This is a genomic window from Acidiplasma cupricumulans (assembly GCF_001402935.1).
Taxonomy (GTDB): domain Archaea; phylum Thermoplasmatota; class Thermoplasmata; order Thermoplasmatales; family Thermoplasmataceae; genus Acidiplasma; species Acidiplasma aeolicum.
This window is the reverse complement of sequence record NZ_LKBH01000026.1, coordinates 1-26,203: the sequence shown is the minus strand read 5'-3', so window position 1 is coordinate 26,203 and position 26,203 is coordinate 1. Positions and strand designations below refer to the sequence as shown.

Annotated in this window: 25 protein-coding genes; 18 read left to right on the top strand and 7 right to left on the bottom strand. The window is 34.9% G+C overall.

The genetic code is table 11. The annotated features are described in order from the left end of the window. Positions 1–942: 942 nt before the first annotated feature. Together AOG55_RS01050 and AOG55_RS01045 are read right to left on the bottom strand one after the other, a co-directional pair. Positions 943–1,320 (bottom strand): hypothetical protein, encoded by a 378-nt coding sequence (locus AOG55_RS01050; RefSeq protein WP_055040775.1) that lies wholly within the window; start codon positions 1,318–1,320, stop codon positions 943–945. Next, positions 1,298–1,492 (bottom strand): hypothetical protein, encoded by a 195-nt coding sequence (locus AOG55_RS01045; RefSeq protein ID WP_055040774.1) that lies wholly within the window; start codon positions 1,490–1,492, stop codon positions 1,298–1,300. The genes AOG55_RS01050 and AOG55_RS01045 overlap by 23 nt, the downstream gene beginning before the upstream one ends. Positions 1,493–2,251: 759 nt before the next feature. On the opposite strand from AOG55_RS01045, the gene AOG55_RS01040 reads away from it, so the two are divergent. Both AOG55_RS01040 and AOG55_RS01035 read left to right on the top strand, forming a co-directional pair. Continuing rightward, entirely contained in the window at positions 2,252–2,452 is a 201-nt protein-coding gene (locus AOG55_RS01040; protein ID WP_055040773.1) for a hypothetical protein, read from the top strand. Between the two features lie 14 nt (positions 2,453–2,466). Beyond that, positions 2,467–2,775, top strand: a complete 309-nt coding sequence (locus AOG55_RS01035; RefSeq protein WP_055040772.1) for a hypothetical protein — start codon at positions 2,467–2,469, stop codon at positions 2,773–2,775. An 8-nt stretch (positions 2,776–2,783) separates the two neighbouring features. Here the strand turns inward: AOG55_RS01035 and AOG55_RS01030 are convergent, their stop codons facing one another. Beyond that, positions 2,784–4,049: a site-specific integrase gene (locus tag AOG55_RS01030; protein WP_055040771.1), complete on the bottom strand. Its 1,266-nt coding sequence runs from the start codon at positions 4,047–4,049 to the stop codon at positions 2,784–2,786. Positions 4,050–4,556: 507 nt separating this feature from the next. Here AOG55_RS01030 and AOG55_RS01025 point away from each other — a divergent pair. Continuing rightward, positions 4,557–4,901: a hypothetical protein gene (locus tag AOG55_RS01025; RefSeq protein WP_048101509.1), complete on the top strand. Its 345-nt coding sequence runs from the start codon at positions 4,557–4,559 to the stop codon at positions 4,899–4,901. Positions 4,902–5,367: 466 nt separating this feature from the next. Further along, positions 5,368–6,621, top strand: a complete 1,254-nt coding sequence (locus tag AOG55_RS01020; protein WP_054964030.1) for an RNA-guided endonuclease InsQ/TnpB family protein — start codon at positions 5,368–5,370, stop codon at positions 6,619–6,621. Positions 6,622–6,673: 52 nt separating this feature from the next. On the opposite strand, the gene AOG55_RS01015 is transcribed toward AOG55_RS01020, so the two are convergent. Next, positions 6,674–7,057 carry a DUF302 domain-containing protein gene (locus AOG55_RS01015; RefSeq protein ID WP_162200885.1) on the bottom strand — a complete coding sequence of 128 codons (384 nt, stop codon included), beginning with the start codon at positions 7,055–7,057 and terminating at the stop codon, positions 6,674–6,676. A 139-nt stretch (positions 7,058–7,196) separates the two neighbouring features. On the opposite strand from AOG55_RS01015, the gene AOG55_RS01010 reads away from it, so the two are divergent. Next, positions 7,197–7,508, top strand: a complete 312-nt coding sequence (locus tag AOG55_RS01010; RefSeq protein WP_048101507.1) for a hypothetical protein — start codon at positions 7,197–7,199, stop codon at positions 7,506–7,508. Here AOG55_RS01010 and AOG55_RS01005 read toward each other — a convergent pair. Continuing rightward, positions 7,505–7,960, bottom strand: coding sequence for an Lrp/AsnC family transcriptional regulator (locus AOG55_RS01005; RefSeq protein WP_048101506.1), 456 nt, complete (start codon positions 7,958–7,960; stop codon positions 7,505–7,507). The genes AOG55_RS01010 and AOG55_RS01005 overlap by 4 nt on opposite strands. Positions 7,961–8,141: 181 nt before the next feature. On the opposite strand from AOG55_RS01005, the gene AOG55_RS01000 reads away from it, so the two are divergent. The 11 genes from AOG55_RS01000 to AOG55_RS00950 are packed head-to-tail and all read left to right on the top strand — an operon-like array spanning position 8,142 to position 22,118. Then, a complete protein-coding gene (locus AOG55_RS01000; RefSeq protein ID WP_055032611.1) occupies positions 8,142–9,491 on the top strand; it encodes an aminotransferase family protein in 1,350 nt (449 codons plus the stop codon). Continuing rightward, positions 9,488–10,954 (top strand): CoA-acylating methylmalonate-semialdehyde dehydrogenase, encoded by a 1,467-nt coding sequence (locus AOG55_RS00995; protein ID WP_201779075.1) that lies wholly within the window; start codon positions 9,488–9,490, stop codon positions 10,952–10,954. The genes AOG55_RS01000 and AOG55_RS00995 overlap by 4 nt, the downstream gene beginning before the upstream one ends. Position 10,955: 1 nt before the next feature. Next, positions 10,956–12,008, top strand: coding sequence for an NAD-dependent dihydropyrimidine dehydrogenase subunit PreA (gene preA, locus AOG55_RS00990; protein WP_055032612.1), 1,053 nt, complete (start codon positions 10,956–10,958; stop codon positions 12,006–12,008). Between the two features lie 5 nt (positions 12,009–12,013). Next, positions 12,014–12,901, top strand: a complete 888-nt coding sequence (locus AOG55_RS00985) for a carbon-nitrogen hydrolase family protein (RefSeq protein ID WP_048101504.1) — start codon at positions 12,014–12,016, stop codon at positions 12,899–12,901. Continuing rightward, on the top strand, positions 12,898–14,520 hold the full coding sequence (locus AOG55_RS00980) for a cytosine permease (RefSeq protein WP_054964510.1): 1,623 nt from the start codon (positions 12,898–12,900) through the stop codon (positions 14,518–14,520). The genes AOG55_RS00985 and AOG55_RS00980 overlap by 4 nt, the downstream gene beginning before the upstream one ends. 8 nt (positions 14,521–14,528) lie before the next feature. Next, positions 14,529–16,163 (top strand): cytosine permease, encoded by a 1,635-nt coding sequence (locus tag AOG55_RS00975; protein ID WP_054964511.1) that lies wholly within the window; start codon positions 14,529–14,531, stop codon positions 16,161–16,163. After that, positions 16,160–17,350 carry an amidohydrolase family protein gene (locus AOG55_RS00970; RefSeq protein WP_054964512.1) on the top strand — a complete coding sequence of 397 codons (1,191 nt, stop codon included), beginning with the start codon at positions 16,160–16,162 and terminating at the stop codon, positions 17,348–17,350. The genes AOG55_RS00975 and AOG55_RS00970 overlap by 4 nt, the downstream gene beginning before the upstream one ends. Next, entirely contained in the window at positions 17,343–18,722 is a 1,380-nt protein-coding gene (gene hydA, locus AOG55_RS00965; protein WP_054964513.1) for a dihydropyrimidinase, read from the top strand. Before AOG55_RS00970 ends, hydA begins: the two co-directional genes overlap by 8 nt. Before the next feature lie 41 nt (positions 18,723–18,763). Beyond that, the gene (locus AOG55_RS00960) at positions 18,764–20,914 is read left to right on the top strand and encodes a hypothetical protein (RefSeq protein WP_156150300.1); all 2,151 of its coding nucleotides are present in this window, start codon (positions 18,764–18,766) and stop codon (positions 20,912–20,914) included. 44 nt (positions 20,915–20,958) lie between these two features. Beyond that, complete coding sequence (locus AOG55_RS00955) at positions 20,959–21,216, top strand: hypothetical protein (RefSeq protein WP_048101499.1); 258 nt, start codon at positions 20,959–20,961, stop codon at positions 21,214–21,216. Continuing rightward, positions 21,213–22,118, top strand: coding sequence for a hypothetical protein (locus AOG55_RS00950; protein WP_048101498.1), 906 nt, complete (start codon positions 21,213–21,215; stop codon positions 22,116–22,118). Before AOG55_RS00955 ends, AOG55_RS00950 begins: the two co-directional genes overlap by 4 nt. Before the next feature lie 218 nt (positions 22,119–22,336). Here the strand turns inward: AOG55_RS00950 and cobJ are convergent, their stop codons facing one another. Further along, positions 22,337–23,080, bottom strand: coding sequence for a precorrin-3B C(17)-methyltransferase (gene cobJ, locus AOG55_RS00945; protein ID WP_054964562.1), 744 nt, complete (start codon positions 23,078–23,080; stop codon positions 22,337–22,339). A gap of 34 nt (positions 23,081–23,114) precedes the next feature. Further along, entirely contained in the window at positions 23,115–23,921 is an 807-nt protein-coding gene (locus AOG55_RS00940; RefSeq protein WP_048101496.1) for a DUF929 family protein, read from the bottom strand. 162 nt (positions 23,922–24,083) lie between these two features. Here AOG55_RS00940 and AOG55_RS00935 point away from each other — a divergent pair, with 162 nt between their 5' ends. Both AOG55_RS00935 and prpB read left to right on the top strand, forming a co-directional pair. After that, positions 24,084–25,373 (top strand): MmgE/PrpD family protein, encoded by a 1,290-nt coding sequence (locus tag AOG55_RS00935; RefSeq protein ID WP_054964561.1) that lies wholly within the window; start codon positions 24,084–24,086, stop codon positions 25,371–25,373. After that, a partial coding sequence (gene prpB / locus AOG55_RS00930) for a methylisocitrate lyase (RefSeq protein WP_055040769.1) occupies positions 25,366–26,203 on the top strand: 838 nt, incomplete at its 3' end. The genes AOG55_RS00935 and prpB, both read left to right, overlap by 8 nt.

Here is a 26,203-nt window from a genome sequence, read left to right as displayed (position 1 = left end):
TATAATAGAATATTTATTTCTTATTGGAAACACTATCTCTTTAATTGAAAAATAAAAAAATTAACAATATCAAAAGAAAAACTCCTGATAGGATTTAAAAAGGTATCAGGACCCATTTTCCCCTTTAAAATACAGGATCCTTATAATACCCTCCTGATCAAATTCCTATTTCCCTTTTTACTTTTGTAAAATCAACGATATATATCATATAATATACCTATATCGTCATCTTTACAAATTCTAATCAAGTTAATAGAAAATAGATCTGGACAGTTATATAGAAAGTTAGTATTTTCAAGGAAAAAATACCTCCTGATAGTACTATTAGGAGAGATCTGGACTTTTGTATGTGTATTTAATGGTGAATCAGTATTTTCAAGGAAAAAATACCTCCTGATAGTAGGTATCAGGAGTTTTTAATAGCATTACTATTTTTTAATTATTAACAATATTATAAATTATATACTAAAATTCCTGGTCCATGATTTTAAATCAATTTATGGCCTTATTATCTTAATACCCTGGTAATTACGGATATCTTAAATCGATATCCGCTTATGGAAATACAGTAAAGCGCGGCCTTATAACTCAAAAACCGGAAAGCTTGATGAACAACAGTTTCGTATATATTATATAATTATGAGAGGTTATGGCCATAATAAAAATCTCCTGGATAAAGATCTAAATTACGGTCCATCTTTTATCTTAATTATATAATAGTAGGAAAGCAGCAGCCATATCAGATTTTTATGATTTTTTCCTTTATTTTACCGGCTTTCTATATATGGGATATGCATGGGATATCAGATTTAATTTTTAAAAATGATAGCAAAAAATTAGAAAAAGTCTACTCATTTTTTTTCTTTTTTCTTTTAGGAACATCTATTATAATTTTAATACAATTTTTTCCTGGTTTTATTTTTTTATCATTTTCCATTTTTATCATCTGTTTAATAATCTTATTATCTCATCGCCATAGGTTTCCTTATCCTTTTTATTATCATCCAGATATTTTTTTAGGCCCACCGGTATTGATATTGTAGTTTTTGCATCTCCAGGCATTATTGTTATTTTTTCCTTCGTTTCACTGACTTTTATAACGTTATTATAATCCATATCGTTTTTGTTATAATTTTCATTGGCCTTTATAAAATCCTTTGTTTTCCTGGGTTCATCCCTTTCATAGATAATTAAAAAAAATCCTGATAGGATTAAAATAAGGCCCGTAAATGAATAAGATTTATTTAGATATAAATCGTAAATTCCGGCTATTATTAAGGCCACGGAAAATCCAATTTTAAGGCTCCTCGCTTCTAGCATCTTTATCTCTCTGTTTTTTTGCCATATCCTTAAACCATGTGTTTTTCTCATCCTGCATTATCCCATCCCTGATTTTATCAAGGATATATTCCTCCCTGGAATGATAAACACCCCGTAACAATCTATCCATTTCATCAATTAACCCATCCGGTACATCTATCTCCATTTTCATAAATTCTTATACAGATTCAGATGTATATAAGGTTTTATAATGATTTTATTATAATTTATAAATCCATAAAATCATTATGAAATGCCGTTAAATGCTGATTTACCATAGTATTTTCCTCTTATTGGCTTATAATCTTATGAAACACATGAAAACACTGGATATGATATTTATCTACCAGTGCATATATTATGATTCCAATTATTAGAGTATTATTTCATTGATAATTTAGCATTAATCGTTATGAAAGCCTTGAATATGCAATATCTGCATCTAATTAACGAATTTAGCCAGGCATTTCTTCAATCATATATGCATCCATGCTATGATTAACCAAAAATCCAGTAATTCACTGTTTTCCTAGCCTATAGGATGTATTCAGGTACCCACCCCCTATGGTCTCGATCGATAGAATGCAATGTCAGGAAAAACATGCAGCACCTCGGGGGCATCATTATAATAGCCTTTATTTCCCTGGTTTATCATTAGATAAATGTGATATAAATCAACAAAACTGCATAACAAATATAAAAACATTTCTATCATTAATCTTTATGAAACCCAGCAAAATACTAAATTATCATGTTATAACCAATTTATTTTACCCCTCCCCTCGATCGATCGAGGATATATTCTAAGAAAAGGGCCTGGAATTCCAAAGATGATTATGAGATCTTTATTTTCATTTATAGAATAATTTATTATGCAACTATGATTATAAAAATATGCGAAAATTTATATATAGACATAAGATAATTTATTATGATTTCATCAGAAACAAAAGAGCCATTATCTGTAATTATAAAAGAATCTATATCACGTGTATATGCAACAGCACAGTTAATTATTAAAGAATACAATTTAACAAAAGCGGATAAAGAAAAAATAGATAAAAACATTACAGATGAAAAGCTTAAAAAAGCCATATATGAAATCTTGGGCATTAATTCTGAAAAACATTAAAAATTGGTTCAAATATGATTGAATACTCAGCCATTGCCGAATCTTCTGCTGTTATACTTACAATATATTTTTTGTTTTTCCCTATTACATTATCATTATCTTCAAAAAATTTAAATTATCTCCCGCTTCCTATTGTTAGGCTTCACCTTTTAATTAATTTTTTATTATTTGGCATAACCATAATACTGGCCGTAATTGAAAATTTTTATTCTTTTGTATTTTTAATAATATCCTTAATTTTCCTTCCATTCTCTATAAATTATTTGTTAAAATTTTTTGAAAGCTCATTAAAGATAACAGAATCATTAAAAGGAAAATTATAAGGCTTATTTTATTTCAATTCAGTCCTGAACTTCTTCAGCATCTCTGGATCCTTTAATATTTCTTCTAAGACATTCTCTATTAACTTAGCCTTGAATGATTCCGGTGCATTCTCTATCATTTTCTTTGCTATTCCTGGTATTATATTAGATTTCTCTATTGTACTCTCTATTTCTTTTTCCTTATTCTCAAATTCCAGTGCCAGTTTCTCATCGAATGGAAGCCAGCACCTTCTACAGTATTTTGCATTTGAATCATTGATTTCATTGCATCTTGGGCATCTTATTGGTTTTTCCTCAAGGTCTGTTTGGGCCTCAACCTTCATGCCATATGCTTTTAGCACTGCATTATCCTGATCCCTTCCTGAAACATGAACATAAACAGATGTCATTTTAGATCCATGAACCCATCCCATCTGGTTTTCCAAAGGAACCTCATTTAATTTTGTTGCAAGTATTGTTGCCCTGGTATGCCTGAATAAATGCGGATATATTCTCCTTTCAGGATCAAGGCCTGCATTTCTTATAGAATTTCTTATAATTGCATAGACATTATGGTATTCAAGCATCCTTCCCTTTATATTGGATTCAAGGTTGCAGAAAAGCCATGCATTCCTGTCATTTTTAAATGGATGTGAATCAAGCCATGCCCTTATGTAAGGAATAGAATTCCCTACAATTCTAACATTTCTGTATCCGGTTTTGCCTGAAACCTTGATAATACATCCATACTCATCAAATTCTAAATCCTTTATTTTCATTGTAATTATTTCACCTATTCTGCAGCCTGAATCATACAATGTGTATAATAATGCCCTGTCCCTTGTATTTGTTGCAGAATCAACCATTTTTCTTATCTCCCAGGGCTGTATTATCTGATCAGGCTTTATTTTGGATCCTGGATTTGAGTTTATTTTTACATTCCTGAAAAGTTCATTAAATTTTTCACTGGATAATATATATCTATAGAATTTCTTAAGCATCTTCATGTATGTTGTTTTTGTCCATTCAGAATATTTTTTATGAATACCATTATTAATATAGCCATTTTCTAAATGCTCCCTTACTATCCTTAAATCATTTCTATCCGGATTTAAGAATTTATCTGGAATCCATCTTGCTACTATCCTTAACCTTTGAATATAATTCTTTCTCCTTATTTCCGATATGCCCTCAAGTTCAAGGTCATTGACAAAATTAATAATATTTTTTTTATCATTCTCTGGTATTTTTTCCTTTTTTAATGCCGTGTATTCCTGTGAAATTCTAGCATCCATAATTAATTACCACCTCTAAGCAATATAAATGTTACGGGATTTAAACAATTGTAAAAGCTTCCGCTCGGGGCGCTGGTTACATATCAGTTTGCTTTCCCCTCCTTTTTACTAATCCGCAAAATCAAGCTTCTTCAGTTTTTGCGAAACACCGAAAATGCCTCCACCGTATCAGGCTGCATGTAAGGCAGTGTAGTATTCAGTTTTTTATTGTTCCGTGAGCTTCTGTATCAAATCCGGTTGTGTACCCATGTCATATAGGTACCGGGCATAAAACCTTCCTGCTCAGTAAGGAAAAAACTTCATTTCATATGCTCTAAAATGAAGACGAAATGTAAATGTGTTCATTAAATGCAATGATATTATTATTTTAATGAATCATGGAAAAATTTGATGATATTGCACATGAAATATTATTGTATGTTTTGGATATAATAGACCAAATATATTAATTGTAAGACTTTTTACCAAACTACAAAAAAACTTAATAGAAAGCATAAATAATATTATATGGGAACAAAATACCTTGTTGTAATAACATCTGGGCTGGATCAAAAAGATAAAATGATTGTTGGTATGAATTTTGCCAAAAATACATTCAGGAAGAAGAAGGCGGATGATGTAAAGGTTGTTTTTTTCGGGCCAAGCGAAAAGGCATTTTCTTCCAATGATAGCGATTTTCTTAAACTGTTTTCTATCCTTAAGGACCTTGGAATAGTTACAATAGCATGTAGTGGATATTCGAAAGCACATGATCTGGACAAGGCAATTATGGATTTGAGCACAGAACTTGAAGACGTTTCAGAAACGATACCAAGATATGTTGATGCAGGTTATACTGTAATGACCTTCTAAGAGACCATTTATAAATTATCCTGAATTTGTATTCTAAATTTATCTTACAATTCCTGCATCATTCCTATCAGAATTTAAAAGTTATAAGGATCTATCTAGCAACCACCATTAATCTTTGAATTTAATTTTCCACATCTCTGATGTTCTTTCAATTCAGGGTGGTAAATTCAATATTAATATCCAATTAAATTATTCCTTTAAAATTATTGTTTCCAGCCATACCATGCTACAAATAAATAATAAATTCTGATTGTATAGTTATCAAAGCTGATAACCTTATACCATATTGATGCATTATATTATCAACATATATACAATAAAACAATTAATTTTAAAATTTTTTCAGAACTCATAGATTGACGTGATTTTTAAAATAACAATAAATTAATTACTTTTAGAATAAACATTATTATGCAGCATTTATGGAGAAATTTTATATATACTCATGGCATTATAATATTTGTAAATGAAGATAATCAGAACTGAACAGATATTCATTTTGGATAATGGAATAATATCATATATGTGCTATAAATCAAAGAACCTGTTCAATCAGGCAAATTACATTCTCAGAAACCAGTTCTTTAATAAAGAAAGATTATCATCATATAAGGAGCTTGTAAATGAATTCTCAATGCCATCAGAAATAGATGAATATAATAATTTCCAGAAATTACCCGCACAGACAGCACAATGGACAATAAAAAAGGTAAAAGAATCATGGAGTTCATTCTTTAGGGCATTAAAAGCATATAAGAAACATCCTGAATTATTTAATGGAATTCCAAGACCACCTAAATATAAATACAAGGATGGAGAATTCATGCTAATATTTACCAACCAGCAATGTTCCATTGTTGATGGGATTCTTAAATTTCCTAAAATAATGAATCTGGAGTTAAAAACAAGATTAGAAAATGTAGATTTAAGAGAGGTAAGAATTATACCATTGGGCACAGGATATAATGTTGAGATAGTATACTCTAAGGAGATATCAGATTTTAATGAGGTAAGTGCAAACAGGATACTTGGTATAGATGTTGGTGTAAGGAACACCATAACCATTGGAAACAGCATATCTGAAAAGGGTATTGCTGTTAAGGGTGGTGTTTTAAAATCCATAAACCAGTATTTTAATAAAAAACTTTCAAGGCTTAAATCTATTAATGATAAACAGAGGAAGAATCATGAAAATACTAAAAGAATCAATAAATTATACATGAATAGGAACAGAAAAATAAAGGATGTAATGCATAAACTATCAGATGCAGTTATAAAATATGCAATTAATAATAAAATAGATACAATAGTTATAGGCCATAATAATAGGTGGAAGCAATCAGCAGAAATGGGAAAGAAGAACAACCAGAACTTTGTCCAGATATCATTTAATACATTAATTAACCAGATATATTATAAAGGTCAGGAACATGGAATAAATGTAATTATTCAGGAAGAATCATATACATCCAAATGCTCTTTTCTTGACAATGAAAGCATAGAAAAGCATGATAATTATCTTGGAAAAAGGATAAGCAGGGGAATATTCAAATCTCTCAATGGAACATTAATACATGCAGATTTAAATGCATCATATAATATTATAAAAAAAGCAATCCCCGAAGCATTTGCCAACGGGATAGAGGGTATTGGGTTGTATCCAGGAAGTTTAAGCATACCCAAATTCATTGACATGATAACTTCCAAAGGTGTATGTTAACATGGTTAACAGAAACTGTAACCTTCACATTTTGTTCCTTAAAATTGATTTTTTATTTTTTTAACATGTTTATTATTTTATTAATAAGACCATCTAACTTTTCAAGAGATTCTTTATTTTTTGTAATTCCGTATTCCTGTTCAAGGTCCTTAATATTTTTATAAACAGCATATGTTTTATCATTAATTGAATATAATAGAATTTTGGTAGGCAGTTCAATACCAATTTCAGGTGATTCAATCATTATGCCGGTACCAACTGCTGGAGACCCAAACATAATTAATGTTTCATCATTCATATCCATTCCGGCATCAATGGCGTTTTTCCTATGGTCAATTATACCGAAGATATTTATTTTGTTATCTTTCAGAAATTTTTTGATAATTTCAAGGGCATCACTAACATTATAATCTATTTCAACCTTTAATATTCCCATAATATTGAAACATAATCTCATAAATAATTTTTTTGATAGTTTTATAATCCATGTATCAAATAAAATTATTTACCATTATTCTTAAAAAAATTAATATATAAATAAAAACATTTAAATACAGTTATAAATTGATTACACCATGGAGCCTTTTTATTTTAAATCGTATAATAAATTAATAGGCGTGGCCTGCGATCTTGAAAGCCTTCTTGCAGAGCTTGAATGTCTGAATATATATGACCGTGATGCTGTGAATTATCACGTTTTAAATGGGCATATATCAATGTGGCTTGAATATATGGGCATGCACGACCTTGCTGAAAACCTAAAAAATGCCAAAACACCTGAGGATGCCATAAGGGAGATAAAATCATATAAAATGTCCTTAAAAGGCCATAGAAACGGCATGAAACCAGGAAGAAAAAAAGCGATGAATAAATTGAATAAAAATTAATCAATTCTGTTAAATTCTGTCAAATCCTCCTTTTTAATTGATAGTACTGTTATTGTATTGCTCCTTTCCACGCCATCTATTAATGATATTTTATTGAGAATTGATTCCAGATCTTTTATGCTCTCTGCCTTGATCACCGCAGTAAAATCATAATCGCCAAGGACATAATATAATGCACATATTCCCTTTACCTCTTTTATTTTTTCGCCAACCTCCTCAGCATAACCCGGACCATACCGTGCCTTGATCATGGATATGGCCGTTAAGGTTTCCGGCAAGTTATTTCTATCAAGTTCTGGTATAAACCCCTTTATAATTTTTTCCTCCTCCATTTTTTTAATTCGCTTCTGCACAGAGGATTTTGAAATGGATACCCTATCGGCTATGTCCTGCAAATTATTTGTTTTTAAAATCATCATTGTCTTTAATATTTCCTTGTCCTTTTCATCCATATTAGATTATGTTTTACGATAATATATTGTTTTTTGATTACAATTTTTAATGCAATTAAAGAATAAAATATATCATGCAATTTTTATTTTACGATATAAATTATCAATATAATAATAAATCTAGATATATTATCAATGTTTTCATCAAAGTTTTTATATATAAGATAATCTTATTATAATTATGGCAATAAAAAATCCAGAAAATGAGTTAAACAGTACCGTTGAAAATACCTTTGTAACGTGGAGCCGACAGAAAGGATGGAACCCTTTGAAAATAATTTCAGGTGAGGGAAGTTATTTTACAGACTCTTCAGGGAAATCCTATCTTGATATGTCATCACAGTTAATGTGCTGCCACCTTGGCTATGGAAATAAAAATGTTATAAATGCCATCAAAAAACAGGCTGAAACACTATCATATATTGGCCCATCATTTGACACGGATATAAGGGAAACAGTTTCTGAAAAACTAAAATCAATACTCCCAGACAATATGGTCAAATATTTTTATGGCACCTCTGGAACTGAGGCAAATGAGGCCGCCATAAAAATTGCAAGGATGTACATGGCAGATAAAAAGAAGAACAAGATAATTTCATTTTATAATTCATATCATGGATCAACTCTTGGAAGCCTGCAGCTAACAGGTGATTTTAGAAGGATGCTTGTGGATTCATATGAAAATGCTTCAGGATTTTTAAGGGTTGCCCCACAGTTCTGTTATCACTGCCCGTTCAAACTAAAGTACCCCGAATGCAACCTGGCATGTGCTGAAAATCTTGAGTATACAATAAAACAGGAGGGAAATATTGCCGCTGTGATTTTTGAGCCTGTAACAGGCACAAACGGCGTTGTTGTTCCACCCGATGGATTTGTTAAAAGGTTACGGGAAATCACTGAGGAAAATGATGTTCTTTTAATAGCAGATGAGGTTATGACCGGATTTTGCCGTACAGGAGAATGGTTTGCAGTGAACCACTGGAATGTTAAGCCTGACATAATCACAACGGCCAAGGGAATTACAGCTGCGTATGCACCATTATCACTAACAGCGGTTGATAAAAAGATTTCTGATTTCTTTGAGGATCATATTTTTGCGCACGGCCATACATATGAGGCACATCCATTAATGCTGGCCGCAGCATCAGCAGCAATTGATGAATATAAAAATTATGTTCTTGATCATGTAAGGCGTATATCACCACTGTTTGAAAAAAGAATTAAGGAACTCAGGGAAAACCATGTATCGGTTGGGGATGTCAGGAGCATAGGATTATTCGGTGGGGTCGAAATAAATTACGACCGTGAAAATAGAATACCATTTAATACTGCGCAGGATAAAATTGATGGGAAACCATTGATGGTAAGCAGGATTGCAAAATACGCCATGGAACATGGCGTTTATCTTAACACATGGATTTCACACTTTATTGTGGCACCGCCACTGATAATAAGTGAGGAGGATTTAAACAGGGGTTTTGACGTTATTGATGAGGCGTTAAAAATATCGGATGCGGAGGTGAAGAAATGAAGACAGAAAATATGGAGTATAAGGTCTTTAATTATGTGAATGGGCAGAGGGTTGAGAACAAGGGAAAAACAGAATACAGGGTTTTCAACCCGGCATTTGGAAAGCAAATAGCATCTGTATTTGATACAGGTGCCGAGGATGTTAATAAGGCTGTGGATTATGCATATGATGCATTTTTAAAATGGTCAAAGATTCCAATAACTGACCGCATAAAATATCTTTTTAGGCTTGAAAATCTAATGAGGGAAAATGCAGATGAACTTGCAAAAATGGTTACAATAGAGCATGGCAAAACATTCAAGGAGGCTCAGGGAGAGGTTCTCAGGGCCATAGAAAATGTTGAGGCCGCATGCTCATCAACATATAACATCATGGGGAAAAATAATAAAAACATCTCTGCTGGCATAGACGAGGAATTAATAAGGGTTCCCATGGGTGTATTTGCTGCAATAACGCCATTTAATTTTCCAATCATGGTTGCATTCTGGTTTATCCCATATGCCATTGGCCTTGGGAATACAATAATAGTAAAGCCATCAGAAAAGACACCATTAACAATGCAAAAAACACTGGACCTTTTCGATAAGGCCGGTTTTCCACCAGGTGTAATAAGCGTTGTCAATGGTGCTGTTGATACTGTGAATGCCCTGCTTAATAATGATAAAATTGTGGGTGTTAGCTTTGTTGGATCCACAGGTGCTGCAAAATACATAGTTTCAACGGCATCGGCCAAACACAAGAGATCACAGGCAGGGGCATCTGCAAAAAATTATGAGCTTGTTATGCCAGACGCAGACCCTGAAAAGGTTGTACCACACCTGATATCATCATTTTATGGTAACGCCGGAGAAAGATGCCTTGCCGGGTCTGTATTGGTAACTTTGCCGGAAAATCATGATAAAATAGTGAATTTATTCAAAAAACAGGCACAAAAACTTATACTTGGTTATGGATTGGATGAAAACGTGACATTAGGTCCATTAATTAGATCTGAGCATAGAGAACGCGTGCTTGGATACATAGATTCGGGCATCTCAGAGGGGGCTAAACTTATACTGGACGGCAGAACATTTGATGCAGGAAAATACAGGGATGGTTTCTTCCTTGGTCCTTCCATATTTGATGATGCATCAACGGACATGAAGATCATAAGGGAGGAAATATTTGGGCCCGTTGCAAGCGTAATAGAGGCAAAGGACTTTGATGATGCAATAGAAATCATAAATAAAAGCCAGTATGGTAATGCATCAACAATTTTCACAAATTCAGGAACGTATGCAGAACGCTTTACCGAGGAGGTACAGGCAGGAAACATAGGCGTAAATATTGGTGTTGCGGCACCAATAGCATTCTATCCATTCGCAGGATATAAAAATTCCTTCTTTGGGGACCTGCATGCACAGGGCGGACCGGATCATGTCATGTTCTTTACAGACAGCAAGGTAATTATAAAGAGGTGGTAAAATGCAAGAAAATGATAGTTTGGAAATAGATTTTGATGGTGTAAAATTTAAAAACCCGTTCTGGGTTGGTTCAGGTCCAACCAGCGGCACCGCCGATAAAATCATTCAGGCCCTAAAGGCCGGATGGGGAGGCGTTGTCATTAAGACCGTTGGGGATAGCATTGTCAGAAAGGGCGTCAGGCCAATGTATGCCGCCATGAGGGATCAGAATAAGGACCTTGTGGTGTTTGAAAACATTGAGCTAATTACAGAGGATAACCTTGAAACATGGGACAGGTATATAAGAACTGTATACCATGAAATTCCGGATGCGCCAATTATATTTAGTATAATGGGTTCAGCCGATATATCTGAATGGGCGAAGCTTGCCAGATGGTCAGAAGATCGCGGTGCAAATCTAATAGAATTAAATTTTGGGTGCCCGCATGGTGAACCAGAAAAGAGATCAGGGGCGTATATATCACAGCATCCAGACCTTGTCTATGAATATACCAAGGAGGTTGTGCAGTCTGTTGGTGTACCGGTTATTGCTAAATTATCACCGAATGTAACAGAGATAACAGAGATTGCAAAAAATGCAGAAAGGGCAGGTGCAAAGGCCGTATCTGCAATAAATACTGTATCATGCCTTATGGGCGTTGATATAGAGCGTGAAATGCTCTTCCCACCTGTATTCGGCTACACGACATACGGTGGCCTGTCAGGTCCCGGGGTAAAACCCATTGGATTAAAGGCAGTTTCATCCATTTATAATAACACAAAACTCACAATAAGCGGCATTGGTGGTATTTCTAACTGGACAAATGCTGTGGAATATATAATGTGCGGTGCAACATCGGTGCAGGTTGTAACCGACACAATAATGCACGGATTTAACCAGATTAAGGAATGGACATCATCCATGGCGGATTATTTAAAAAGGCACAACTATGCCAGCCTGGATGACATAAGGGGGAAGCTGGCAGGCAAGATAAAGGAATACTCGTATCTGGAGAACCTCATATCAGAAAGGGATTCTATTGACGATGAACTTAGAAAAATAAGGGAGGTGTGATTAATATGGCAGAAAATGAGCTTGTCAGGATCGGAATGGTGCAGATGGGATCTGTTCCAGAAAAGCAGGAGAACATAGAGAAGGCAATATCATACACCGATGAGGCTGTATCGCAGGGCGCTGATATAGTCGTTTACAATGAACTTTTCACAACACCGTATTTCCCTGCAGAGGAGAATATGAAATACTTTGAGTATGCTGAAAGGGACGATGGTGAAACAGTACAGATTTTTAGAAAATATGCAAGGGAGCACAAGGTTTCATTAATACCAACAATTTTCGAGGAGGATAAGGTTGTTAGAGGGATATTCTATGATACAGCTATATTTATTGGCAAGGATGGAAATGTCATGGGAAAGTACAGAAAGATTCACCTTCCACAGTTAAATGGGTACTATGAGAAATATTATTTCCATCCTGGAAGCGGGTATCCTGTCTTCCAGCAGGACGGCTACAAAATAGGGTCTGTTATATGCTATGACAGGCATTTCCAGGAGGGCCCAAGAATACTGTCATTGAAGGGTGCCGATATTGTTTTTGTTCCAACAACAACAAATTTTTACCCTGAAACATGGGAACTGGAGTTAAGGGCACATGCGGCGTTTAACACAATCTTTGTGGTGGGTGTTAACAGAACAGAGGAGGAATTTAACGGCCAAAAAATCAAATATCTTGGAAGGAGCCTTATTGCCGGTCCATCAGGTGAAATAATTGCACAGATGTCTGATAAAGAAGGTGTAAAGGTTGCGGATGTAAATATAGACCTAATCAAACAGAGGAGGGAAAAGGCACCATTCCTTGCTGACAGAAAGGTCATAGCATATAAAGATCTGGTCGATAATGATATCGGCAACATATATTATGAAAAGGATGTTATGGGTGATGATAAATGACCGATAAAATAGAGATAGACAACGGCCAGGTTTTCCTTGATAAGGAAAATAAGATCAATGACTATCTCTGGAATCCTGATTTTAATCCTGTGCCAAAGGATTTAAGAAAATGGGGTGCGGCATCATTTACAAGCCTCTGGTTTGCAATGGCAGTTATAGTCCCAACATGGACGCTCGCCACGGTTGGCCTTGCCCTGGGCCTGAGCTGGACTCAGGTTATTATATATATGTTTCTTGGCAATTTAATTATTTTAATACCAACAATAATACAGTCCCATGGCGGTGCGAGGTACGGTGCTGCAGAACCACAGCTTACCAGAAGCAGGTGGGGAATCTATGGTGCGCAGATACCATCATGGATAAGAAGCGTAATATCCATGGGGTGGTGGGGCATTGAATCATTTATAATAGCCGAGGCGGCAACATATATTTATCTTGTGAGTGCAAAGGCATCATCCCTTAAAACGCTGGTAGCCTATGTTGGTCCGGGAACACTGCCAAAGTATTTTCCAACAGTATTCTGGACAATATTCGTTATAGTCATAATCACACAGCTGATAATTTTTTACATATCGCCACCGGTAAAGGGGCAGAATCCGCTTAGAATTATGGCAAAAATTGCAGCACCAATAATGGTGGTAAGCTTTGTCATAATGTTCTATTTATTCATGTCTGCCGGGAAATTTAATTTTACACCAATAACAACATATAATAAGGCGGGAGCACCACTAATAGTCCAGCTTGCATTTATAAATTCAAATGTTGCATACTGGGCAACCATGGCGGTGAGCATGCCTGATTATACAAAATATGCAAAGTCGCAGTTTTCACAAACCGTGGGCCAGATACCCATGCCGTTTATTATGATGGCCGTTGGTGCCATGGCCCTTCTTGGTGCAGGTGCATCAATCAGTGCAGGCTGGCTCCATGTTTCAAGTTCAGCAGGCTTCTTTAACTATGACCCGCTTGAATTAATGGCACTGTACTTTCCATCATACTTTTCAATACCGCTGCTAATTGCAGTGATTATTGGAACATTCTCTGTAAATGTGTTTGCAAACTCCATAGCACCGGGATATGATATAGCCAATACATATCCAAAAAGATTAACATGGTTCAGGGGCATTGTCATAGGTGTAATAATCAGTGTACTTCTTGGTGCATATACAGCATACAGTACAAGCGTTTACACATATGTTGATGGATGGCTTCTTGCATATGGTGCACTTCTGGGCATGGTTGAGGGCATAATTGTGTTCGATTACGCAATATTAAGGCATTTCAAATTAAACATAAGGGATTTATTCAGGTACGATGGAATATACACATTCCTGCATGGCTTTAATCCGGCAGCGCTAATATCAGGCACCGTGGCTGTTATTATAACATATGTATATCCCTGGGGAATCTCAAAGGCCTATATATTCCAGCTGTTATACGATAATTCATGGATCACCGCATTCTTTATAGCCGGAATTCTTGATCTGCTGCTTAACGCCTTCTGGGTTATACCAAAGTACGGTAAGAATCAGATTGGAAGCCTTAAATCAGGATATGTTGACCCGGAAACGCAGAGTCTTTTTGATGCAAAGATGGCCGCATCATCCGGCAAAAAATAGGTGCATCAATGAGAGAAGAATCCTCATGGAGACAGGATATTATCTCTGTTGATCCAAAAAATGGATATGTGGACTTAAAAACCACATATCCTGACAATAAATATTTATGGAATCAGGATTTCCAGCCCACGGCTGAAAGGAATAGAACATGGGGATCATGGACATTTTTTGCAATATGGTTTGGCATGGCGGTGGAGGTTGAATCATGGAGCCTTGTATCGGTGGGCTTTGATTTCGGGTTTAATTGGTTCTGGTCCCTGATGGCAGTGTTTATAGGTAATGCTGCTGTTTTGGTACCGATTTTAATCATAGCACATGGAGGTGCAAAGTACGGCATGCCTGAAACATCATTGACAAGGAGCAGGTGGGGAACTTATGGGACATGGGTGCCATCATTTGTAAGGGGTCTTATTGGTGCAGGATGGTGGGGTATAGATACATGGATTATTACCGAAAGCGTTTCCGGCATGTATATAATATACTCAGGACTCAAACCCGAGCTTCTAAGTCTGGTTGCATCAGGAAATGCAACACCGTTCACCATATCAACCATTAATCCTGACCTTTTCTGGGGTGTATTTATAGCCACCATACTGGTAAGGCTTGCAATACTTTATTTATCACCACCAAAAAGCGGTCAGACCCTGCTTAAAAAAATTTCATGGATTGTTCCATTTATTGCATTTCTTGGTTTTATAATCCTATTTTACATCGATGCCCAGAGTGTTTCCTGGAATTTTTCACCCATTTTTAAAATAGGCACCACTGTTTCTGGATCTGCATTCTGGTATGCAATGATTGGATTAATTAATGCAAACATAGCATTCTGGGCAACCATGGCAATAAGCATGCCTGATTATACAAGATATGCAAGATCACAGAAATCCCAGATTTATGGCCAGCTAACACTTCCAATCATGATGCTTGGAATTGGCGCCATGGCGCTTCTCACCGCTGGAATAAGCATTATAAAATATAAAACACCAATATACGACCCAATTCTGCTGACTACAATCTCGCTTCCACCGGACCTTGCATACATAACGCTTTTCCTGCTGCTTCTTGGTGTCTTAATGGTAAATATATATGCAGATACTGTAGGTCCAGGATATGATTTTTCAAATATTTATCCAAAGCTTATTCCATGGTTTGGTGGTGTTTTAATAGTTGTTGCAATAGCCGCATCGCTTCAGTCATGGAGTTTTTACTTCAGTGCAGGTGCGTATGTTGAAAACTGGCTTCTTGGATACGGTGCAATACTTGGCGCAGTGGAGGGTGTATTAATATTTGACTATGTTATCATAAGGAGGTTTAAATTCGAAATATCAGATGTGTTCATGCCAAATGGCAGATTTAGGTACTGGCGCGGGTTTAACCCTGCAGCAATTATAGCATTTGTGATTGCAATATTCCTTGTGTATCCACCATCAACATACCTTCCTGTAAGCTTTTATCTTTACCCATACCAGTCCTGGATTTATCAGGCATCGTGGATATCAACAATTCTAATATCTGGTTTTGTATATATTATACTTATGAAATACTGGGTTATACCAAAATATCAGCCAGAGTTAAGGGGAGGCTTACTTCATGGATATATAGCAGATGATACCAAAAATATCTTTGAGGGTGCAGAAAAATGATTATAAAAAATGCATTGACATATCCTGACGGAAAATTAATGGATATCAATATATCCAATGGAATGGTATCAGAATATGGGGATGGTGAGATCATTGATGCCCAAAAACATCTTGTAATACCAAGCTTTTCAGAACTGCATATTCATCTGGATTCTGCATTTATATCAAGATCTGGCATTATAAATAAAAGCGGTACCCTTGAGGAGGGGATAAAACTCTGGGATGATTATAAGCTTCATAAACTTAATGCAGAGGATGTCCACAGCAGGGTAATAAATGCAATCAGGCTTCTGGCCAAAAACGGCGTAACAAGAATAAGAACCAATGTTGATGTATCCGATCCTGAATTAACAGCATTAAAGGAAATTTTAAAGATAAAAAAAGAGGTTAATGATGTTGATATTCAGGTAACAGCATTTCCACAGCATGGAATTTATACAGAAAAACAAAACATTGAGCTGCTGGAAAAATCACTGGAAATGGGTGCTGATAATGTTGGGCTTGCACCGCATCTCGAAAATACATATGAGGATGGCATCAGGTCTGTTAAAACTGCCTTTGACCTTGCAGAAAAATATCAAAAAAATATAGACGGCCATATTGATGAGACAGACGATCCTGAATCAAGGTTTATCGAGTATCTTTGCACTGAAAAAATAAAAAGAAATTTTAATGGTACAGTTTCTGCCGGGCATCTCACTGCAATGCATTCATACAATAACCAGTATGGAAATAAAATTATTAAGCTCATATCACTGGCCGGTGTTAATGTTATATCAAATCCATTAATTAATATGAACCTGCAGGGTAGGTATGATTCATATCCAAGAATAAGGGGAATTACAAGGATACGCCAGATGATTGAAAATAATGTTAATGTTGTTATAGGTCAGGATTGCATTGAGGATCCATGGTATCCGCTTGGCACCGGGGACCCTCTGGATGCACTTTTCATGGCCGTACATGCCGAGCCATTAATGACCCCAGAATTACTTAATTATTCACTAAACATGGTTACATTCAATGCGGCACGGGCCTTTGGCATTAAAAATTATGGGTATTCAAATGGTGATCAGGGTGATTTTATAATCACAGAATCAAAAAATCCTGTGGAATTCCTTCAGTTCAGATCCCCAAGGATTGTAATAAGGAAGGGAAAAATTATAAAAGGTGATAGGAATGAATGATTTATTAATAAAAAATGGAAATATTTGCCTGCCCTCAGGCATGGTAAAAAAGGATCTTTATATTAGGGATGGCAAGGTAAGCAAAATAGGTGATATTAATGAAAAGGCTGATGAGGTCATCGATGCCTCAGGAAAACTAATTCTTCCAGGGCTTATAGATGGTCACACGCATATGGACTTTCCATTCATGTCAGAGGTAACCGCCGACGATTTTTATTATGGCACCATGGCGGCCCTGGGTGGTGGAGTTACAACAATAGTGGATTTTATTACACCATCCAAGGGGGAAAATCCACTGGATGCATATGAAAGATGGAGAAAAAAGGCTGATCCAAAGGTAGTCTCTGATTATTCACTGCACTGCATACTTAGATCAGGTGATAAAACATCACTTGATGCTGTAAAGCCATTAATAGACCGTGGCGTTATATCATTTAAATTATTTATGGCATACAAAAACGAGCTTCTGCTTGATGATGAGTCATTGTATGATGCCATAAAGGAGATAGCAAGGCACGGTGGTGTTACCGCAATACATGCTGAGAACGGCGCAATAGTTGATAAAAGAACAGAGGAGCTTCTTGCGGATGGAAAAATAGATCCGGTTTATCACTATTTTTCAAGGCCGGAAATAGTTGAAATAGAGGCGGCAAACAGAATAGCGGCGATAGCATCCATGATAGGCAGGGATGTAACCCTTTACATGGTGCATACATCAACATATGAATCTGTAGATATTTTTAGGGAGTACAGAAAGAAGGGGTATAAGTTCTATAATGAAACAACACCGAATTATCTGACATATGATTATTCTGTTCTTGAGGGGGAATACGGTTACAGATATATTATGAGTCCACCCTTCAGAACACAGGCGGAAATAGACGGCCTGTGGTCAAGACTTGCCATGGATGAAATTTATGTCATGGGAAGTGACCACTGCGTTTATTCAGACGAGCAGAAGAAACGTTATATGGACAAGGTGCCCCCATTTAACGAGGTGCCAAATGGTACACCTGGAACAGAAACAATACTCCCACTTTTATTTACAAATGGTTACATGAAGGGAAAAATATCAATGGAGCAGCTTGTATCTGTATCGAGCACAAATCCTGCAAAACTGTTTGGCCTTAAAAATAAGGGAAACCTGCTTCCGGGATATGATGCAGATATTGTTATTATAGATCCAAAGAAGGAATTTACAGTGTCATACAAAATGCTCCACAGCAATATTAAATACTCAATATTTGAGGGGGAAAAACTTTATGGTTTTCCTGAGATAACAATTCTTAAAGGGAAAAAGGTCATGGAAAATGGCAGGATACTTGCCAGTGCTGGATCTGGAAAATATGTACCGGGTGAGATATCAAAATAAAAACTTAAAAAAATTTTTTTATGACTTTTTTATAACCAAAAATGCGAAAAATTTTCATGATCATCATTCTTATAATAACATTATTAATTCTTGTATCAGGCAATTTTTTAAATATAAATAATATTGACAATAAAATTAATGAGGATCAGGCAGCTCAAAACATAAATGTTTTTTCAGGCAATTCAAGTGATCCTTATATATATTTCAATGGAACAGTTGATAATTCAACATCCTTTAATTATGGCCTAAGCTGGAATACAAGCAAATATTTTGCCAGTACTGAAAATTCTATTTTAATATATCAGAATAATGTAACACTGCTTAATATAACATATGGAAAATATGATTACTGTGCAACGGTTGTAAATGCAGATAAAAAATATAGTAACCTGTTCAGCCTTAAAAGGGAAAACCACTGGTATAATATTACATTTATTTTTTCACCATACAGCAGTTACTGTGCATATATAATTATAAACAGTTCGCATGAAATTAGCATACCATATAAAATAATGTTAAAATACCCTGTTAAAAATGGAAGGATTGTTATTGCATTTGGCGGGCCAAGATCAACACAGAAAATAATAAATTACGGCGAAAGGCCATTTAATAATCTTATTTATTTTAATAATCACAGTTTGAAACTAAATAAATATTCATACAGCCTAATTTATAACGGCACATCCAGTTACAGTGCTGTTTTTAATGGTTATTATGGTGAACTTTTATATGTCCATAATAAGTCCATTGTTGGATATAATATATACAATAAAACATCCCATATAATTTATTCATTGAATAATAATTACACAAACATTTCATACGTTATCCAGAATCAGAAATACTATATATTTGTATCACAGAATAATATAAATTTAAATCTAATAAAAATCTGCAAAAATGGTACATTTGCAGGAACATTAAAGATTAAAAAGCTTTTTTCAGGATATATCTATTTCTATGATGGATATTATATTTATTATGGTTTCAATCATATGGAGGTATTTAAAAATGAATCATTATTAAAAACATATGAGTTTAATGGAATTATAACATATTTAATGCTATCCGGTGATAATTTGCGCTTCAATGTACTAAACAGAACTGTCATTAATGAATATGAATTTAATAATAGCATGGTTCCCGCAGAATATAAGGTATTAAACCTAAGCAGGGCTGTTAATGCAACGGTACTAAATTATTACGGAAATAGATTTAGCATCATCCATAACGGCACAGAGATGCTAGGTGCCGGCAAAATTTTAAATGGATTTTATCCCCTGCCGGAAAATTATTTTATTGATTCCAAAAATATATACTATTGTGAAAATGGTACACTGCTTAATACCGGCATAAAAAACACCGGTTATTTTAGTTTTCAGAAGGGTATAATAATCAACTTTTACCATAATTATGCCTTTATTTATGATTCCAGCACAATTCAAAAACCGAATAAATTTTATGTTTCAATGAACTATAATATATCAGGAAAAATATTGCACCTGCACTATCATATTCATGGTATATACAGGCACTATCTTGCATTTATAAATATAAAAAATTCCAGCATTATTATACATGCCGGAAAAAATTTTAACATATCATATGAAGTTAATTATAATGGATTATACATTATGAATCTAACACTTATTGATCCACAGGGGATTAGGGAATATTACAGCACATCAGTTGGTATAAACAGCTTCCCGGTTATTAAAACCATGGATATAGCCCAGCGTGGCAATTCGGTCATTGCAATAATTAATGGAGAAAATATAAATAATGTTACATTTAAATGGTATGTTAATGGAAGATTTTATGGTTCGGGTACGCAAATAAATAACCTGCCTGACGGTATAGACCATGTTGAACTGACCGCATATTACAACGGCCATTATAAAAATGTTACAGAGACATATTTAATTCTGGGCAATATTCCATATTATACTGCAGCCGCAGGGATTATAATAATTTTAATAATTTTCTCATATAATATGGTTTTTAATAACAAAAATATCGAGGAATTAATAATGAAATACGATAAAAAAATGTTAAGGGAGATTTTACATGAATCACGTAAATTAAGGATAAAAAAACATCTATTAATGAAAAAGTTACGGGAAATGGAGGGCAGTGGAAAAATTTCACTTGAAAAAGACATGGATAAGAATATTTACATTATAAAAAAATGAATTTTCATAAATAAAAAATATATACATCGCCATTATAAACCTGCATGCTGGTTTACTATTTAATAAATACAGTAAGCGCAATGCTTGGCAGGCTGGATGAAATTGTCATAGGTGTATCGGCATTGATTATTTCAATACTCTGGATACCAATAGCCTTGAGCTTTTTTAGCACCGATGATGCCAAAAGAACAGTGGCAAAGGAAAAATTGAAAAATGCGTTGATTGGAACATTTATTTATATTCTGGCTGTTAGCGGGGCCATGTACTCAATATTTAATTATATTATTACCGGACATATATGAATGCGGAATATATTATCAAAATATTTATTAATTCATTATACTCTTTAATTAATTATTCAGTAACAGCCTCATGGGATATCCTTGTTAAATACGGTCTAAGCCCTTATTATTCCTACACACAATTTTTTAATCAAAATAAGGGATTTATGGGATTTTATAATATTTTAATTTCAAATATTTATATTTACGTTTTTTCCACGGCGGTAATAATTTCGGCCCTTATTTTATTTATAAAAAGTTCATTTGACCTAAATCCTGATTTCAGGAGATACATGGTAAAGGCATTTTCTGCATTTCTTCTTTTCTGGAATTCATATTATGTGGCAATTTATATATTAAAAATTTCATATGCATTTTATATATACATTTACAGATTAAATGCCAACTGGTACAATATTTTAAATGTATCAATTAATATAAATAATAAGCTCCTATCATTTCTATTTACCGGTTCATATTTATTTTCAATACTTCTGCTCTTCACCATTTTTATTGTACGGCAGGCCCTTATAATCTTTTTTATTATTTTTATGCCAATGGTATCATTACTTATCATTGTTCCCGGAACTGAAAAATACGTATTTAAATTCATAAGAATGTTTTTTGAGCTGGTATTCTTCCCATTTTTTAGCATATCAATGCTGTACACCTTATCATTTTTTTCAGATGACCCGTTTATGCAGATTGGTATAATTTATGTATCAGCCCTTGCACCAGTATATTTAATGACAGAAATGTTTCAGTTATTCAGAACAGGCATATATGCTATTGGTGAGGCTGCATATATAAATACCATTGATACAGGCAGCATAAACCCGGGATATATACTTAACTCTGGTATGTCAGTGGATAAAACCCTTGATGATCAGTTTGGTGATGAAACAAGATTAAAATTCAATTAACCCTTATTTTTTCATAATCTTATAATCAATATCATATTTGTGTGTTATAAACCCCTGGCAGCAATCCAAAAGCACCGTGTGCCCGCATACTGGACAGGCCTGATTATGCCTGTAGATATAGCATTTATCACAATTACAGCCAGGTTCAAGGCAGTCCTCACACATAATTTAATATTATTATATATTATTTTAACGTTTTTTATTGTTTATTACAACATTTAATATTCATATTTTTTACTGTAACCCCGGGGTGTTATCATAAAATCCTTATATAAATATGTCTGTGAGTTTCCAATAATCACCGTGGAAAACATATCTATTGTATTATAATCCATGGATTTTATATCAGTTAAAATAACCTCCTGACCATCCCTATATGCATTTTTCACAATACCCACTGGCGTCGATTCATTTCTGTATCTTTTTATAATTTCCATTGCGTTTACTATACCATTTTGCCTCCTCATACTTTTTGGGTTGTAAAAAATTATTACAAAATCTGCCTCCGCAGCATTCATTATTCTTTTTTCAATAATGTTCCATGGTGTCAGATTTGTGCTCAGGCTGATGCTGCAGAAATCATTCATAATTGGTGATCCAAGAAGCGCGGCTGCAGAATTAAGCGCTGATATGCCGGGTATAACATGCACATCAATATCTATATTCTTTTTTGAAATAATTTCCAATGCAAGCCCTGCCATGCCGTATATGCCCGAATCCCCGCTTGAAACAAGTGAAACAGTCTTACCATTTAGAACCTCAAGAACTGCACGCTCCGCCCTGTCCACCTCATTTGTTATTTCGCTTTCAATTATTTCCTTGTTCTTTAATATTGGTCTTATTAAATTTATATAATATTTGTATCCAATTATAACAGATGATTCGTTTAATTTTTTAACTGCAAGGCCTGTTAAATTATCCATGCTTCCAGGACCAATGCCGATTAAATAAAGCGATGCCATTCAATCATAATATCTAATTTATATATTTCATTTTTTATGCCTTTATAATATATCCAAGGAACTGATTTCCAGAACTTTTTATTGCATTGATGCCGTTCAGGTTAGACATAACATGGGCAGGACTGTCCGGTGCCCAGGCGTTTTCATTTCCTGTTCCAATATTATTCTCAGGATTATATAAAAGTCCCTGATATATATACGCCCCCCTGGGGCCGGTTATTATCATTGTCGTTTCTATATGCCCATCATATGTAATATTGCCCCTGTATTTATAGAACTCGGATGCCACGCGTGCAGGAAATGTTTTATTTATTATACTAAATCCATATGCAATCTTTGAACCGCTTATTGTTTTATTATTTACGGTACCTGTTAGCGTCTGATTATATAAATACAATGGATAAAATGTTATTACCTTAGATTTATAATTAAATGTTATGTTATCTTTAAATATTAACCCGGGATTATCAGCAAATATGTCAGTCGATGAAGAGGTATGCAATTGAACATCTTTATATATATTTTCAGTGGAATTCATTGCATAGTATAATGACCATGAGTCAGCTGCACCTATTGGGCAGCCGTACCATGAAACATAATAAACCGCGTATTTATTGCCATTTATAAGGTCATACTCAGATATCTTGTAGTATTTATTTGATTCTATACCTGATGGTGGAATAAAGAATGGATTGGTAACGGCAAGCACAACTATAATTACAAGTACAACTGATAATATTGACCCAAGAATAAAATTTTTATTTTTAAATATACCTGCTTTTTTAATTTTTTTCTGTTCCCCCCGATTTTTATTCCCAACATTTTTTTTATTTTTTGCCATTTATATTGTACTAATTAAATTTTGGTATTAAATATTACTGAATCCAAAAAACTGAATTTATTTACAAAGATAATCGTTCTTAGAATTGGTTTTACAAAAGGAAAAGAATAAATTAAAATTATCCAATGAAAAACAATATATTGTTAAACACTATCTTGATTTATGAACATTGAAGAGGAACTGGCAGATTTTATATCCAATACAAAATATAATGACCTAGCGGCGGACGTTAAACATGAGGTGAAAAGAAGGTTCATAGACAGCCTTGGTGTTGCATACTCATCCATGGATTCACAGCCCGCGTTAAAGTTCAAAAAACTTTCGGGGCTTTATCCTGGAAATGCCAAAATGATTGGGCTTAATACTGCATCACCTGATTATTCAGCCTTTTACAACTCGCTTATAATAAGATACATGGATTTTAATGATACGTATTTATCACTGGAGCCACTGCATCCAAGTGATATATTCGGTCCGCTCATATCCTTAGGATCAATGTTCCATAAAACCGGAAAGGATCTTATTACGGCGGCAGCCGTTGGTTATGAAATAGGCGCCCGGTTCTGTGATTCGGCAACTTTAAGAAAAAAGGGGTATGACCATGTAAATTATACAGAAATTGCAATGGCCGCTGCACTTTCAAACATGATGAATTTTGATGTGGACCAGACAATAAATACCATTTCCATTTCACTGGTGCCACATATAGCATTAAGGCAGACAAGGGTTGGTGAGTTATCAATGTGGAAGGCCGGTGCCGCTGCAAATTCTGCCAGAAACTCAATATTTGCCGCACTTGCAACACTTTATGGCTTTACATCACCAAGGGAACCAATTTCTGGAAAGATGGGTTTTAAAAATATTATAGTTCCTGATCTTGCTGAGGACGCATTAAGGAAAAAATCTTCTGATGCAATAATGCGCACATATATAAAGAAATATCCAGTTGAGTACCATGCACAGGCTGCTGTTGAGGCCGCATTAAAGCTTGCAAATGAAATAGATGTTAACAGAATAGATTCTGTTGAAATAGAAACATATGAGGCGGCTGTAACAATACTTGCAGACCCTGAAAAATGGAGTCCGGAGAATAAGGAAACTGCAGATCACAGCCTTCCATTTATCGTGGCATCGACACTTTTAAATAAGGATTTCTGGACAAATAATTACAGCGACATCAGGAATGAAAATGCCAAGTCATTAATGAAGAAAATAAAGGTAACCGAGATTCCAGAGTATACCAAAATGTATCCGGAAAGCCTTCCTGTTAAAATAAAAATAAAATGCGGGGATAAAAAATATGAAAGTGAGGTTATAATTCCAAGGGGCCATTATAAGAATCCAATGGATGACCGCGAGGTGGAAACAAAGTTTATTAGATTAACCGGTATGGTTTCAGCCGTAAGGGACCTGTGGAATATGGAGGATAAGGAGGTGGAAAATCTTGTCTAATCTTCTTGATGAAAAATTTACAGTTGTGCCCGGGGTTTTTAACCCATTTGCGGCACTTCTGGCAAAGAGAAATGGATTTAAGGCTGTTTATCTTTCAGGCGGTGCCCTGACATCATCATACGGCCTTCCAGACCTTGGAATGATTAGCATAACAGAGCTTGCTGATATGGTAAGAAAAATCCATGAGGTAACAGATATACCTGTAATAGTTGACGCTGACACCGGCTTCGGGGAAACATTAAACGTTTACAGAACCGTTAGGCTGCTGGAGGACGCCGGCGCTGCAGCCATACAGATCGAGGATCAGGTTTCACCAAAAAGGTGTGGCCATCTTGATGGAAAGGAGGTAATAAGCCGCGAAAATATGATAGAAAAAATAAGATCGGCAAATATGGCAAGAAAAAAATCCCTAATAATTGCCAGAACAGACTCACGTGCAGTAAAAGGACTGGATGAGGCAGTTGAACGTGCAAGAATATACATTGACGAGGGCGCTGATATAATATTCCCTGAGGCACTTACATCTGTGGATGAATTTAAGTATGTTGCGGATAAGGTTGATGCACCACTTCTGGCCAACATGACCGAGTTTGGAAAAACACCATTAATAGACGCCGGAACATTTGAGAGACTAGGCTACCGTTTTGTTATATTCCCTGTTACCACATTCCGTGCTGCAGCCAGGGCAATGGATGAAACATTAAAGGCATTAAAAAGTGATGGAACCCAGAAAAATATTATGAATAACCTGATGACACGTGCGGAGCAGTATGATGTAATAAATTATAAATTCTATGAGGATTTTGATAAAAATATAGCAGAAAGGGATA